The following is a 14,788-nucleotide window of genomic DNA, read 5'->3' as shown; positions in this document are numbered from 1 at the left end:
AGCTCATTATTCGGATTTGCCTAATCTTCCTTGCCTAATCTTCCAAATACAAACCAATTTTTCCATTTGGCCAAATCCCCAAATCGCTTGTGTGTGTTAGCCGTATTTATTTAATACTAAACTTTATGAGTAGTTTTTACAAAATACACTTCAGTGTTCTTTTCATAGTAAAAAACTAATCGCAAATTTTCATCATCATTTATTTTAACTTCAGAAACAAATGTGTTTTCTTCTACTTCTTTTACATCTCCTGAAAAGAATGCGTTAATTATATTATAAACTAATTCTTTAGGATGTTTTATATCGTTAATTTCTTTACTTGTTGAAAGAGGTAAGCCCTGAAAGCTAAAATGTTTGTAACAATGAAATATTCCTCCAATAAAATCAAATCCTCCTTTTTTATTTTCTTTAATATCACGATATAAATCAATTCTTAAAAGTTTTTCTTGAAGTTTTCCTTCAATAACTTCAACAACATAACAAAATTGTTCTGTTTGTAAAGTTTCAATAAATCTTTCTAAACTAAACCAAGGTTCTAAATCATAAATTGCTTTGATAACATCTTTAGCATTACCTGTACCAAATCGTTCTGGATATTTTATACAAGCAATTCTAATATTTCTTTCAATTATCGCTTTAAACATATTTGTAGGTATCACATAAAACCGTTTTCCGCCAATCTCAATAATTTCATAATTATTTATTGCTATGCCAACTTTTGCGTGATTTTTCTTTTCGTGGTCCATTAATAAAACAGACTTCTGCTTTATAAATTCTCTTACGATTTTATATTCTTCAATTTGCAACATATTTCTGTATAATTACGGCTAACGTCTTGGCACTACCAGCGGGTTTGGGATTAAATTAAGATCAATATTCGGATTTGCCAAATCATTCACTCTGGTGCTCGTTTGCAACGAGTACCTACTTAAATTATGAAAACAAAACATAGCGTTTGCAACGCGTATCACTAAACAGAAGCATTCTTAAAACAAATACTTCTGCTTTTTTATTTCGTAATTTTCTTATAAATTATATATTTGGAGAAAAAAAATGTCTGAGAAATATAAAGTTATTGATAGTACTGTTCCAACTTTTATTACCATTACAATTGTAGATTGGGTAGATTTGTTTGTGCGACCCATCTATTGTAATATCTTAGATGAGTCGCTAAATTATTGTATCAAAGAAAAAGCATTGACTGTACACGCTTATGTATATATGAGCAGCCATATCCATTTAATTGTTACCGCTTTTGATGGGGAGCTGCAAAATGTTGTTCGTGATTTTAAAAAATATACTTCCAAAAAATTAATAGAAGCCATAAAAGAGCATCCTGAAAGCAGACGTGAATGGCTATTACGGAAATTTAGTTTTGAAGCTCAGAAAACAGGAAGAGCCAAGAATTACAAATTATGGCAAGATGGTTTTCATCCTGTTATATTAGACAATTTAGAAAAAATGGAACAACGTGTAAACTACATACATTATAATCCTGTTGAGGCCGAAATCGTTTTTCATGAAAGAGATTATGTAAATAGCAGCTATAGAAATTACGAGCAGGATAATACAATGTTTTGCAACGTAGAGGTTGAGCAGTTATGGTAGTCTGTCTTAATAAGCCGCGTTGCAAACGCTTTATTTTCGTTAATAAAGGAAGTAGGTACTCGTTGCAAACGAGCACCAGAGGGGCATTATAATCCTGTTGAGTCAGAAATCGTTTTTCATGAAAGAGATTATGTAAATAGCAGCTATAGAAATTACGAGCAGGATAATACAATGTTTTGCAACGTAGAGGTTGAGCCTTTATGGTAGTCTGTCTTAATTAGCCGCGTTGCAAACGCTTTATTTTCGTTAATAAGGAAGTAGGTACTCGTTGCAAACGAGCACCAGACGGGGTCTGTCTTAATTAGCCGCGTTGCAAACGCTTTATTTTCGTTAATAAGGAAGTAGGTACTCGTTGCAAACGAGCACCAGACGGGATTTCGTCTAATGCCAGTCGTGTCCGCAATGTCTACATTGTTTTGCATTTGGAGTTCGGGTCAGCTTGTTACACTTAGTACATTTATTTACGATGCTGTCGCCTTGTCGCTCAAGAAGGCGCTGTGCAATTGTCGACAGCATTTTTTCGTGTCCCAAATTTACCAGTTCATTTGTCTTTGGGTCATTAAACCCATACATGCGCTCAATTTTAAAATCTGTCAACGTTTCTTTCTTCTCCTTTTCCGCAATTTCTCTTGTCGTTTTTTCTCCATGCTCAGTCAGTCCACCACGACTCAATGCCCTAATTTCTTCGGGCAACATCCATTGTCTGCATTGCTCAAGGAGATATTTTTTTAATTCGTCTGTCATTAGTCGGGATGTCGCGGTTATCCCTGCTAACGGTTGGGTATTGCCGAAGCCGGGTATTTTTAGCACTAAAATTCAACCGTTGAACAAATGTTTCACCTTAGACAAATCTCCAATCGAAGCCATTCAGCCCCGCTTTTGGCAATACCTTGTTGTAGGCAGTTTATTGTTATTCGAGTAACCATTCTTTAGATTTTGTTATGGTTTTTGTGTTATCTGAAACTTCAACATCAGGAGTTATCTTTCCTATGTATTTTTTCTTTGTTCTATCTTCGCAATAGGCAGTCGCTAAAAAAAGCATTGCTCCATTTGATAATTTAAAATTCTGATTTGCTGTAGTATAGCCACTTGTTTTTGTTCCAAAAGATTTTGAATTTTCCCTGCCTAACAATGATATTGCTGCCATTTCTCCACTGCTACCTGTTAGTGAATCAATTAATATTGCTATCTTGTTATGTAGGTTTTTGCATTTATAGTTGTTTTTAGAAGTACTTTGCCATTTTATTCTTTTTCCTTTTGATACGAAATATCCGACAGTTCCATCTTCAGTAATTGGGTTTAGCCCTGCTAACATTGGCCACATATTTCCGCCCCCATTTCCTCTTAAATCTACAATCCAGCCTTTTATGGAATATTTTTCATCCAATAATTGAATTTGTTTTCTTAATGTATCGGCATAGATAAAATTATCTTTTTCATTCATCGACAAATGTGCAGGTAGAAAAATATAGCCAATTGAATCATCGATAATTTTTGATGATGGATAATTTAAAGTTGTATCGTTTGATACTATTTTTTTAAAATTAGACTTATCATAATAAGAAGAATGAAAATCTCCGTACTGTCGTAGTTTATCCAGAATTGAAGAAAAAATAATTTTATTTGAATCAACATCATCCAATTTTGTAATTTTTGTCAAAATATCTCTACGGAATTCTTTCCAGTTTATGGAGTCAGCAACTATTGAGTATGCTTTAATGTATGTCAATATCTCTTTGGATACTTTTTTTAACTCCTCTCTATCTTTATTTTGACTATAACAATTAGTCCCAAGGATAATTACAAAGAATAGTGTAAATATATACTTCATACGATTATGATTTTAAATTTATGTGGTGTCCAAAATTGTCTACAACGTCAGTCTGTGAAAAAACTAAAATCAACGTCTTGAGAATCTCATATTTGAGATTTTTCTCCGGTGGCTCTCCGAATACTTTCTAAATTTGAAGAGGTTTTTTCACAGACTGACGTTCTCGCGCTACAAGCAGTTTGGGACTAAATTAAACCTTGTCTTCGGATTTGCCAAATCTTCCAAATACAAAACGAATTTCAAATTAAGCCTAATACCCAAATTGCTTGTAGCGTATGTTATGCCTAGCCTTTTTTAGTTTCCAATATTATTTCTGTTTCAATTTTCTCAAACAAATTTAAAAAGCTTTCTAATTCAGGGGATAAAAAACTAATATTTTCATTTGCTATATTATTGCCATTATCTAAAGAAAATTTATGAACTGCAATTTTTGAGAACAAATCGCAAGTTTTTAATTCCATAATTAGAGATATTTCATTTGGTTTCAAGTAAATGTCTAATCGTAAAATTTCTTCACAAAGAGTTTCAATCTGATTTTTCAGCCTATAAGTTCTATAAATCCAATTTTTATCTATTGAGGATCTGGTCTCATTAAGTGGAGTATATTTAGCTAATTTTTCTATTTCTTCTGAGCTAGGAAAATAATCCGTAATTAGAGCTTCCAATCCAGGCCAATCTAATTTACCTTTACTTTGAAATGTTGCAATAAAATATAATTCTGATAGCCATACGTTTTTAATTGATTTTAATTTTTTAAAATATTTATTTAAAAGAGGTGAAATTTGGTTACGTTTTTTATAATCTTTTAAATGTACTGCAAAAAAATAAAATATAATTGATGCCATTATGGAATAGCATATTTTTAAAATTATTATTCCTAATGTTGCTCCTCCGTCAAAAAATTCAGGAATGTTTGTTAAAAAAAATTCCATTATAAAAATTAGCGAGATGCTAATTATAAATAATATGAAAAGATCTTGACGAAAAGCTTTTAGTATTTTATACATTCTGAATGTTTGTTTTTGCTGTTTTCTGCGTTCTATGCGGTAAGGTTAGGCATAACTTGTATATATGTCTGATGAAATCATACAAAGCCATCATATTGTGGGTATATATCTGATAGTACATACAATAGTTATTTACGAATGTATAAATAAATATTTACAAATCATGATATGTAATTTTTATTGGATGCCCTGTAATAAAAAAAGCTCTTATGAAAACTAAAGCCCTAGCCCAGATGGAAACGGCATCCTTTTGTGGCGGGGTTCGCCACAAAAGATAGAGTGTACAGCTGGAATTAGCTCCTGAAACTACTTAATGAGTTTATTGAGCATTCCGTTGAAGATAAAGCCGTGAAAAGGCAGTACGGAATACCAATATAATTTTCCTAAGATTCCTTTTGGCTTAAAAGTCGCCGCCTGATATAAAGTATTGTGAATGATTTTAAATTCTAGCCATGCTTCGCCGGGCAGTTTCATCTCGGCGTATAAAATCAGTTTTCCTTCTTTTTTATTGGCATACAGAACCCGCCAAAAATCGAGTGCATCGCCGGCATAAATAGTATGTTTATTGGTTCGTCCACGACGTGAGCCTACACCACCAAATAACTTATCGATAAAACCTCTGAAACTCCAGAGCCAATCGCCATAATACCAGCCGGTTTCCCCTCCTATCGACCAGATTTGATTAATCGTATAGTCGCGATCCAGAACTTCTTTTTTTCTTCGGTCAATGTAACAGCCTTTTTTAGGCACCTTTAAATGATTGGAAATGCTTTGGCTAAACCTTCCGCTGATCAGGGAATCTTTCCAGCTTGATACTACTTTGTCTTCCCCAACTTTTGATAAAGCCCTCGAAAGTGCTTCTTTGTAAGGAATGGGCTGAACGACTAAAAGTTCGTTAATGCGATGATCACTGCAAATGACCTCAACTTTCATGCTGCTAACTAAGGCTGTTGCGAGTTTATAAGAGGTCGAGGTTACAAAATACAGCCAGTACGATGACAGTTTAGGTGTCATGACCGGAATGGTAAAAATATATCTTTTTAGATTTTTTGCTTCGGCGAAAGCCAGTAACATTTCTTTGTAGGTTAGAATATCCGGGCCTCCAATATCAAAACTCTGGTTATAAGTAAGCGGATTTAAAAGCGATTTTGAAAGGAATTCCAATACATCATTGATTGCAATAGGCTGGCATTTTGTATTGAGCCATTTGGGCGTAATCATGACAGGAAGTTTATTGACCAGATCACGGATAATTTCGAAAGAAGCACTTCCGGAACCTACTATAATTCCTGCTCTTAAAGTGGTCAAAGGCACTTTTGATTTAGCTAAAATGCTTTCGACATTTTTTCTTGAAGACAGATGTTTAGAAAGTGATTTATCATTTACGATTCCGCTTAAATATAAGATTTGCTGTGCCTGTGTTTGATTGATCCTTTCTGAGAAATTCGTTGCCGAAATACTTTCCAATTCATCATAATTCGTATCAGAACCAGACATGGAGTGGATAAGATAGAAAGCGGCATCAATATCTGTCGGAATATTTACTAAAGTTTCCTTATCTAAAAAATCAACTTCGACAACCTGTACTTTTTGTTGAAAATCTTCCGGAATATAAAATCGGTTTTTATCTCTTACACAGCAAATTACATCATGCCCTTTTGCTACTAAAATAGGCAAAGTACGTTTTCCAATATAACCTGTAGCGCCTGTTAAGAGAATTTTCATGATTTATATTTTAAAACTCACCAGGCCATAATCCATTTCGAAAATCTGACCTGAAATAGAATTTGCCTTTTCAGAAATTAGGAAATCAACCATATTAGCCACTTCATCAGGTTTTAAATAACTTTTCATGGGATGGCGTTCCATCATATTTTCTTTCATACGATCGTTTCGCAGTATGGAAGCTGAAAGTGAAGTTTCGGTGATTGTGGGTGCTATTGCATTGACACGTATTGTGGGAGCCAATTCTGCTCCGAGTGATTTTACCAGACCTTCAACTCCTGCTTTTGCAGTTGCAATACTGGCGTGAAAAGGCATTCCTAATTTTACAGCAACGGTACTGAACAAAACAATGGAAGGCTGATTACCTTTTTTCAAAAGAGGCAAGTATTTCTGAATCACTTTTACGGCACCAATGACATTGATTTCAAAGTCAGTTCTGAAATCATCAACACTTAAACCCGAAATAGGTTTTAAAGTAATCGATCCCGGGCAATAAACTAAAGTGTCTATATTTTCGATTTCAGGAAGTTCATCCTGCAAAACATCCAAACTAAAATGCGTCAGGTTTGAATGTGTAAGATTTGGCTCGGTTCGACTGATATTAAAAACGTTATTACGTTCTAACTGTTGCTGCAAAACTGCATTCCCAATACCTTTGCTTCCTCCGATGATTAGAATATTCCTCATCTTTTCGAAATTTTATTATGACTTATTTGTCTTTGTCTGGAACATTTGAAACGACCCTCTTTAAAGTCCCTCAATTTTTCATGCTTGGTTTTCCGCCCCTGAACACGTTCCCGCCACATTTTAAAACTTGACGCTTTCATTTCGATTCGCATTAAATCGATAACTTCCTGTTCTTTCAATCCAAATTGCATAAAGATAGCCTCAAAAGTTGTTCTGTCTTCCCATGCCATTTCTATGATTCTGTCTTTTTCCAGATCGGTCATTTCTTCTTTTATCATTGGTATTTTTGAAATTGGTCAACCACAATTTTTGCTTTCAAATCAAACATTAAATTATACAGCCCAAAGAAAGTTCTGTTCATGTAAATAAAATGTTTGGAACCACGATTTCCGTTCATTTTTTTAAGATTGGTATCGTTCGAGAAACGCTCGCCTAATTTGGCAATGCTTTCGAAAAAAGTCTCATCGGCAAAATCGAAGGTTTCGTCCTGAAACGGTTTTGTGAAAAGCGACAATAAATCATGAAACATCTCTGTAAAATATTCGATTTCTGCAGGCGAATCGTCTGGGCGAAGAATTTCTAATTCGAATAATTTATCATTGAAACGGTCTTTATCGGTAATGACATTTTTATTAATGAGTTCGAAATACGGAATATAAAACTCATTCGGAATTTGTTTCATACAGCCAAAATCCAGCGCAATTAACTGGTTTTGTTCGTTAACCAAAAAATTTCCCGGATGCGGATCGGCGTGGACTTTTCGTAAAACGTGGATTTGGTACATATAAAAATCCCAAAGTGCCTGACCGATTTTATTTCCGGTTTCACGATCAAAATCTTTTGCCGTGAACTCTGAAAGATGAATTCCGGTCATCCAGTCCATTGTGATAATTTTCTCTGAGGAGAATTCCGGATAATAGTTCGGAAAAAGGATGTTTTCGATCTTACTGCAGGCTTTAACAACTTCCTGACTTTGTTTTAATTCAAGTAGATAATTAGTTTCTTCAATCAGTTTATCTTCAACTTCTTTGAAATATTTATCAGAATCTTTTCCCTGCAGATTAAACATTCTTATCGCAATAGGTTTCACCAAAGCCAAATCTGACGAAATACTATTCGCAACACCCGGATACTGAATTTTAACTGCCAGTTTTTTACCATTTTTTACAGCCAAATGTACCTGACCAATACTAGCCGCATTTACGGAATTTGCATTGAATTCGTCAAAGATTTCATAAGGTGTTTTTCCAAAATTACTTTTGAATGTTTTTAAAACCAATGGAGCTGAAAGCGGCGGAACAGAAAATTGTGATAACGAAAATTTCTCAACATACGCCTGAGGAAGAAAATTCTTGTCCATGCTCAGCATCTGGGCAACTTTTAAGGCACTTCCCTTTAAGCTTTTTAGTCCGTCGTAAATATCTTCGGCATTGTTTTCATTGAGTTTATCACGGGTCAAATCTGGATTGACTATTTTTTCGGCATAATGTTTAACATAATTCACTCCAATTTTAGCTCCGGTCTGAACGAGTTTTCCGGCTCTCTCTATTTTTGAAGTTGGGATATAATCGATTGTTTTCATGATTTGCTGTATATTTTTTCTTTGAAGAGAAATTTCCCTAAATCTATCAGATGGTTCATTGGTGCTACATTCATTAATTCGAAGGAAGCATTTACTGATTTTTCTATAAAAATATCTGTTTTTTCAAAAGCTGCAGATTCATCGTCTTTCCAGAATTTTATCGTTAACATCAATTGCAACCAGGCGCTTTCCTGGATGGCTTTCTCCTGGAACTTTTGCAGTTTTTCAACTTCAAGTCTGTAATCATCCGTCAGGATTTGAGAAACGTATTCTTTAAAACTATCTCTGAGAGAAGTAAGCTGGACAAGATTTTTTAACGGGTTTCTGTCAATTTTGAGTGATTGTAAAACGTAGCTTCTATTGGCTGTCAGAATTTCGAAGAAAGTAAAATAAAAACTCAGCATTTTGTTTTTCATGTCGTATTCTAAATAATCGCTGTTTTTATGTAACAGATCAACGGTATTGACAAAAAACAACCTGAAAATTTCTTTTTCCAAACCTTCGAGCGTTCCAAAAAAGGCATAAAATTCAGCCTCTGTAAAATCATTATCTTTGGCAAAATGATAAACCGATTTTGGCTTTTGACCTTTTTCCAAAACTTCATTCATGTATATTGAAACGATATCTTCTTTACTGATTACCTTCTTTTTAGCAGCCATTTTTTTTAATTTAGAATTCGCCTTAAAGGTAAGCAATGTTTAAGTATCTTTATAAAAGCTTAAACAGCAGGCACTGTTAAATATATGATAAACTATTATGACTAAAAACGTATTGCTAACCGGAGGAACAGGATTCATTGGAAAATATCTTACCAAGATGCTTATTGATAATGGTTTTTCGGTATCTGTTTTAAGCAGATCAAACAGAAATAATACTGATTCTGTTACCTATTACAAATGGGATTTAGACCGTAATTATATTGACGAAAAAGCAGTTTTGAATGCTGATTTTGTTATTCATCTGGCAGGCGAAGGAATTGTAGAAAAGCGTTGGACAGCCAAACGCAAAAAAGCCATTTTAGAAAGCCGTACTAAACCTATTGACCTTATTCATTCGGTTTTACAAAAAAATAATAAATCATTGAATGCATTTGTTTCTGCTTCAGCAATTGGAATTTACGGTGCTGAAACTTCTGATGAAATTTGTACAGAAAGTACTCCTGTCGCAAATGATTTTTTAGGAACTACCTGCCAAATTTGGGAAGATGCTGTTACAAAAATTGAATCACTGGGCATCAAAACTATAAAAATCAGAACCGGAATTGTTTTAGGAAGAAATGAAGGTTTTCTAAAAAAACTTTTACCTGGTTTTAAAATGGGTTTTGGAACCATATTAGGATCCGGGAATCAATTTTTACCCTGGATTCATATTGAAGACTTATGTGCTATTTACCTGAAAGCTATTGAGGACGAACAGATGAAAGGTGCTTATAATGCAACTGTCTTAGACAATACTACAAACGAAATATTGTCTAAAACACTTGCCAATTTATTCAAATATTCTATTTGGCTGCCTAAAGTTCCGGCTTTTGTACTTAAAATAGTTTTGGGCGAAATGAGTATTGCTGTACTGACCGGAAAAAGGGTTTCATCTGAAAAAATTAAAAACGAAGGTTTCAAATTTCAGTTTGAAGATTTGGAAAGAGCGCTTTCAAATTGCATCTCTTAAATTCAATTTTACTTTAAAGTTAAAAGAATCTTTTCGTCATTTCCAATAACACCGTTTAATTCAGTGTTAACTGTTTTTGCAATTTTAGACGCTATTCTGTTGGGAATTTCAATATCAAAATCAGAAATTGAAATTGGAAAATCAGACTTAATCTGTATTCCGCCATTCACTTTTTTCAACAAAGCCTTTACCAAAATATCTTTCGATTTTCCACGTATCGTTAACTTTCCCTTGATTATATATTCTTTTTCGATTTCATCCATATCTTTCAGGTCAAATTTTGCAATTTTACCTTTAAATACAGCTTTGGGATACCGATTGCTTTCTATATAATTTTCGTTAAAATGTTCTTCCATCAAATCCAGCCTGAAACGAAAATCTCTCATTACAACAGTACATAATAAGGTACTTGTTTTAGGGTCTAAAATAATCATAACCGAATTGTTTACCGCTTTAATCTCTTCAAAAAATGGCACAGAAGCTTCAAAATTTATTATTGCCTTATTTGTAGTAATTTTTTCCTGAGCAATAATAGAGCATGCGGTAAATAATAAAATAAAAAAAATAGTTCTTTTCATAATCGTCAGCAATTAAACAATTATGTCATTCGGTTTTTAGATTTAAGAAGAAGATAAAAACTAAAATTGATCAGATTCAAAAAATCGAATGGCGACTCCGTGAAAAATTCCGTAACCTAATAAATGATTACACTTAAAGTTACGGAATTTCTGGTAATAAGGATGTCGATTTTGTGCTAAATATTTGTGAATATTTTAAAATAAATTATTCCGGAATTGCTGTACAAATTTCAATTAAAAACCCATTCAAATCCCTAATGTAAGCAACTATTTGTCCCCAGGGTTTCTGTTTAGGTTCTGAAACTAAAACAGCCCCGAAAGAAGTCGCCATTTGCACCAGTTCGCCAACATTATCTGTTATAAAACCTAATTCTATTGCAAAAGGTTTATCTTCTAAACTGCTTTCGATAAAACCATCGGATAAATTTTGTGAAGCCAGTTTTTTTGAAGCAAATGAAATTGTCGTTTCTCCTGTGCTTAATTCCCCATAATCATTTTCCGGTGTCACAAATTTTCTTGAAAAGCCAAATGCATTTTCATAAAATGTAATTGCCTTTTCTACATCTTCTACATATAAAATTGTATAACCAAACTTTACCATCTTGTTTTTATTTATAATATTACTATTACAAGGTAGAAAATTATCCTATTTCAAGCAACACATTATACTTATCCAAACTTGCCAGATCTTCGATTGAATTTACCTTGGCTTCTCTGGCGTGCTCTTCTATTTCTTTTTTGGTTTCAATTTGTTTAATACACTTTCTAAAGCGGCGTACTTCATCCAGATTGGTTAAAATTAATCCCGGAACCTGAACACTTTTGCCTTCTTTATCTTTTGCTACCATTGTAAAGTAAGACGAGTTGCAATGTTTAATCACGCCTGTCTGAATGTGCTCTGCCTCAACACGGATACCCACAATCATTGAGCTACGTCCAACATAATTTACGGAAGCTTTCATTGTTACGAGTTCACCAACTTCAATAGGTTTTAAAAAGTTCACCGTATCAACAGAAGCTGTTACGCAATAATTACCGCAAAATTTTGAAGCACATGCAAAAGCAATCTGATCCAGAAGCTGTAAAATATAACCTCCGTGAATTTTACCGCTAAAGTTAGTATGCGACGGAAGCATTAACTCTGAAATGCTAATTTTTGATGAAGAAACGGGTTTAAAATCTGTAGTCATTAATCTTGTAATTTATGGTTTTGTTTAGTTGTATTTTAAATGAAAAATTTAATTCAATAATTGGTTTTCATCGGCATTTGAAGCTCTTGCAACAATATTTTCCGGAAGTGCTTTTTTTGCCTTAGCGCCCATTTTTCTTAATTTTTCAACACTAGAAATTAGGTTTCCTCTTCCGTCAACCAATTTATTCATGGCATTTTCATATTCGGTTTTGGTATCTTTTATTTTGTTTCCGATTTTCAGCAAATCCGATACAAAACCTTCAAATTTATCATACAATGCTCCTGCCTGACGTGCAATTTCAAAAGCATTTTCCTGTTGTTTCTGATTGGCCCACATACTGTCAATAGTTCTTAAAGTAGCCAGTAAAGTCGTTGGTGTAACGATTACAATATTTCGGGCAAAAGCTTTATTATACAAAGCAGAATCTTCGTTTAAGGCAATGGCAAAAGCAGGTTCTATCGGAATAAAAAGCAAAACAAAATCCGGGCTTTCAATTTGATATAAATCGTGATAATTTTTGCTTCCAAGCTGTTCAACGTGCCTTTTTAAGGAATTGACATGTTCTTTCAGATAGTCACTTTTTAGGATTTCCTCTTCTTCATTTACCCATTTTTCATAAGCAGTAAGGGAAACTTTTGAATCAACAATCATTTTTTTACCATCAGGCAAATTAATCACTACGTCCGGAAATACACGATTACCGTCAGCATTGGTAAAACTTTGCTGCACTTCATACTCCCTCCCTTTTTCAAGACCTGATTTTTCGAGCACACGTTCCAGAACCAGTTCGCCCCAATTACCCTGCATTTTACTGTCACCTTTTAGCGCTTTTGTCAAATTTAAAGTCTCTTTGCTCATCTGAACATTCATTTCGCTCAACCCTAAAATTTGCTGACGCAGGGCTGCATGATAATCAATACTTTCTTTATGCGTCTGCTCTACTTTTTGCTCAAAACCCTGAATTTTATCCTGTAAAGGCAACAGAATATTTTTCATATTTACGGAATTTTGCTCGGTGAATTTTGCTGATTTTTCTTCGAGAATTTTATTGGCCAGATTTTCAAATTCTTTGGTAAATTTTTCCTGTAATGCTGTTATTTCAGCTTTCTGTTCTTTATGACGCTCCCATAAATTTTCAAAATCGACTTCTTTTTTAGAAAGCTGAATGGCCAGACTGTCTTTTTCGTTACGAATATTCTCTTTCTCCGAATTGATTAGATGGACCTGTTTATCAAAATTGTTTTTTTCACTTTGAAATTGTTCTTTCTGCAATTGAAGCTGGGTATTGGCTGCATTTAGCTTTTCGTTCAGGCTTACTTTTTCTGATTCTAATTTCGCTGAAGATACTATTTTGCCTAAGTAGAACCCCAAAAACAAGGCAATAAGGAAAATGATTAAAAACGGAAGTAAATCGAGCATAACTACGTTTATTTTTAAGTAAAAGTACGCAATAATACGTAGTTGTTAATCTTTACAATTAAAATTTCACGAATTAGTAATCATTCTAAATTAAACAAACAATTCACTCCATTTAAAAAAAAATATTTTTCAACGCAACCATTTTAAAATGATTACATCTACTAAATATAAACCTAATAATGATATCATGAAAAAGTTAATGCTAAGCTTATTTATAGCTTTTGGATTCAGTGCCTGTTCACTGAATGATGATTTGCCACAGAATAATTGTGGAGAATATACGATTGTTCCTTTTAGTGGCTTTCCTCTTACTTGTAACTATAGTATTAAAGAACAACTGCCTAACCCAGCAGCTATAGTTATAAATACACAAGAAAAATTGAATCAATATTTTACACAACACGCAAATACATGTACTATTGCAAGTGATCCAAATATTAATTTCAGCAATAACTTTTTGGTTGCACTTTTTGCAGGTCAAAAAGCAACCAGCGGTTATGGAATAAAGATTTCTTCGATAGTAGAAAACGGTTGTCAGATTGTTGTTAATTTTTACGAGTATGGTCCACAAAGCGGCGAAACAACTACTCCTGGTGCAAACTATCCTGCTGATTATGTTTTGATTCCTAAAACGACAAAACCTATCTATTATAACAAAACTACAGAGAATAAAGACAACATTGTAATTGGAACTTTTGGAACCGTTAATGACTTTTTCCAACTAAACGATTATAATACTCTTAAATTCTTAAATGTAAGTGCCGGAAATTACGAATTTGGTCAGTATAAAAATACTGCTACAATAAAAAGGGGTGAATATACGTTGTTTCTGAAAAGTGTCCCAACTGAAATCTTAAACTTAAAAGGCCAAACCAAAACCTATGGATCTCCAGACCCGGCGAATCAGGGTGGTGTTTATTTTGAATTACGCCAAGGTGCCAGTACAACAAAAATCTATATCGACAATACAGATACAGCAGATCAAAGTACAGAAGTGAAAGCGTTCAAGAAGGCAATTAAAGATAAAATTGTACTCTTAAAAATTTAAAACGAATCATGACAAAAAAACTATTTCTTTTTATTGTATTTAGCATTTTCACAACTGCCTATTCATTAAAGGCTAACAAAGCCAAAACCAATCAGATTATTAACACCTGGGTATGGGAAAAAACGATAGGAGGAGAAAGCAATCCTTACATTTCTACTCCCAAAACAATAGGATTTAATAAAAAAATAGTTTTTACTCCTGAAGGAAAAATCATCACCTACAAAGATGATGTCGAAATTCGTAACAGCACGTATGAAATCAAAAAAGGAATCAGTGTCTTTGACCAGTCAGAAAAAGACCTGATTTCTTTTGAAGGCAAAACATACATCATTGAAATCCTTGATAATCAAAACTTAACAATCATAAGTAATGACTCTGAGGGTACACGTACTATCTATAAAAAATAGGTTAAGAGTATAAAAAAAATTATTTTTGCAACAAC

Annotated in this window: 17 protein-coding genes; 4 read left to right on the top strand and 13 right to left on the bottom strand. The window is 33.6% G+C overall.

From position 1 onward, the window contains the following. Positions 1-116 precede the first annotated feature (116 nt). Positions 117-809, bottom strand: coding sequence for a hypothetical protein (locus tag DMB68_RS17810; protein ID WP_110347973.1), 693 nt, complete (start codon positions 807-809; stop codon positions 117-119). Positions 810-1,053: 244 nt separating this feature from the next. On the opposite strand from DMB68_RS17810, the gene DMB68_RS17805 reads away from it, so the two are divergent. After that, positions 1,054-1,608 carry an REP-associated tyrosine transposase gene (locus DMB68_RS17805; RefSeq protein WP_110347972.1) on the top strand — a complete coding sequence of 185 codons (555 nt, stop codon included), beginning with the start codon at positions 1,054-1,056 and terminating at the stop codon, positions 1,606-1,608. A gap of 381 nt (positions 1,609-1,989) precedes the next feature. Here the strand turns inward: DMB68_RS17805 and DMB68_RS17795 are convergent, their stop codons facing one another. The 8 genes from DMB68_RS17795 to DMB68_RS17760 all read right to left on the bottom strand — a co-directional run bounded on the left by DMB68_RS17795 (position 1,990) and on the right by DMB68_RS17760 (position 9,099). Then, entirely contained in the window at positions 1,990-2,280 is a 291-nt protein-coding gene (locus DMB68_RS17795; RefSeq protein ID WP_124019448.1) for a hypothetical protein, read from the bottom strand. A 238-nt stretch (positions 2,281-2,518) separates the two neighbouring features. Next, positions 2,519-3,439 (bottom strand): S41 family peptidase, encoded by a 921-nt coding sequence (locus DMB68_RS17790; protein ID WP_110347970.1) that lies wholly within the window; start codon positions 3,437-3,439, stop codon positions 2,519-2,521. 284 nt (positions 3,440-3,723) lie between these two features. Further along, positions 3,724-4,446: a hypothetical protein gene (locus DMB68_RS17785; RefSeq protein ID WP_124019447.1), complete on the bottom strand. Its 723-nt coding sequence runs from the start codon at positions 4,444-4,446 to the stop codon at positions 3,724-3,726. Positions 4,447-4,752: 306 nt separating this feature from the next. Further along, entirely contained in the window at positions 4,753-6,171 is a 1,419-nt protein-coding gene (locus DMB68_RS17780) for an SDR family oxidoreductase (protein WP_110347968.1), read from the bottom strand. Positions 6,172-6,174: 3 nt separating this feature from the next. Next, positions 6,175-6,858, bottom strand: coding sequence for an SDR family NAD(P)-dependent oxidoreductase (locus DMB68_RS17775; RefSeq protein ID WP_110347967.1), 684 nt, complete (start codon positions 6,856-6,858; stop codon positions 6,175-6,177). Next, positions 6,855-7,136 carry a TIGR03643 family protein gene (locus DMB68_RS17770; protein ID WP_110347966.1) on the bottom strand — a complete coding sequence of 94 codons (282 nt, stop codon included), beginning with the start codon at positions 7,134-7,136 and terminating at the stop codon, positions 6,855-6,857. The genes DMB68_RS17775 and DMB68_RS17770 overlap by 4 nt, the downstream gene beginning before the upstream one ends. Then, positions 7,133-8,440, bottom strand: a complete 1,308-nt coding sequence (locus tag DMB68_RS17765; protein WP_110347965.1) for an ABC1 kinase family protein — start codon at positions 8,438-8,440, stop codon at positions 7,133-7,135. Before DMB68_RS17765 ends, DMB68_RS17770 begins: the two co-directional genes overlap by 4 nt. Continuing rightward, entirely contained in the window at positions 8,437-9,099 is a 663-nt protein-coding gene (locus DMB68_RS17760) for a TetR family transcriptional regulator C-terminal domain-containing protein (RefSeq protein WP_110347964.1), read from the bottom strand. The genes DMB68_RS17765 and DMB68_RS17760 overlap by 4 nt, the downstream gene beginning before the upstream one ends. Before the next feature lie 97 nt (positions 9,100-9,196). Here DMB68_RS17760 and DMB68_RS17755 point away from each other — a divergent pair, with 97 nt between their 5' ends. Further along, positions 9,197-10,108 (top strand): TIGR01777 family oxidoreductase, encoded by a 912-nt coding sequence (locus DMB68_RS17755; protein WP_110347963.1) that lies wholly within the window; start codon positions 9,197-9,199, stop codon positions 10,106-10,108. Between the two features lie 8 nt (positions 10,109-10,116). Here the strand turns inward: DMB68_RS17755 and DMB68_RS17750 are convergent, their stop codons facing one another. The 4 genes from DMB68_RS17750 to rmuC all read right to left on the bottom strand — a co-directional run bounded on the left by DMB68_RS17750 (position 10,117) and on the right by rmuC (position 13,298). Beyond that, the gene (locus DMB68_RS17750; protein ID WP_110347962.1) at positions 10,117-10,686 is read right to left on the bottom strand and encodes a YceI family protein; all 570 of its coding nucleotides are present in this window, start codon (positions 10,684-10,686) and stop codon (positions 10,117-10,119) included. A 205-nt stretch (positions 10,687-10,891) separates the two neighbouring features. Continuing rightward, positions 10,892-11,287 carry a VOC family protein gene (locus DMB68_RS17745; RefSeq protein ID WP_110347961.1) on the bottom strand — a complete coding sequence of 132 codons (396 nt, stop codon included), beginning with the start codon at positions 11,285-11,287 and terminating at the stop codon, positions 10,892-10,894. Positions 11,288-11,327: 40 nt separating this feature from the next. After that, positions 11,328-11,876 (bottom strand): acyl-CoA thioesterase, encoded by a 549-nt coding sequence (locus tag DMB68_RS17740; RefSeq protein WP_110347960.1) that lies wholly within the window; start codon positions 11,874-11,876, stop codon positions 11,328-11,330. Between the two features lie 48 nt (positions 11,877-11,924). Next, positions 11,925-13,298, bottom strand: a complete 1,374-nt coding sequence (gene rmuC / locus DMB68_RS17735) for a DNA recombination protein RmuC (protein WP_110347959.1) — start codon at positions 13,296-13,298, stop codon at positions 11,925-11,927. Between the two features lie 187 nt (positions 13,299-13,485). Here rmuC and DMB68_RS17730 point away from each other — a divergent pair, with 187 nt between their 5' ends. Next, positions 13,486-14,346 carry a protease complex subunit PrcB family protein gene (locus DMB68_RS17730; protein WP_110348057.1) on the top strand — a complete coding sequence of 287 codons (861 nt, stop codon included), beginning with the start codon at positions 13,486-13,488 and terminating at the stop codon, positions 14,344-14,346. Between the two features lie 8 nt (positions 14,347-14,354). Further along, positions 14,355-14,753: a hypothetical protein gene (locus DMB68_RS17725; protein WP_110347958.1), complete on the top strand. Its 399-nt coding sequence runs from the start codon at positions 14,355-14,357 to the stop codon at positions 14,751-14,753. The last annotated feature ends 35 nt before the right edge of the window (positions 14,754-14,788 follow it).

The sequence above is a fragment of the Flavobacterium hydrophilum genome (assembly GCF_003202405.1).
Taxonomy (GTDB): Bacteria; Bacteroidota; Bacteroidia; order Flavobacteriales; family Flavobacteriaceae; genus Flavobacterium; species Flavobacterium hydrophilum.
Note: the sequence above shows the minus strand (reverse complement) of the source record. Positions and strands in the feature narration are given on the sequence as shown.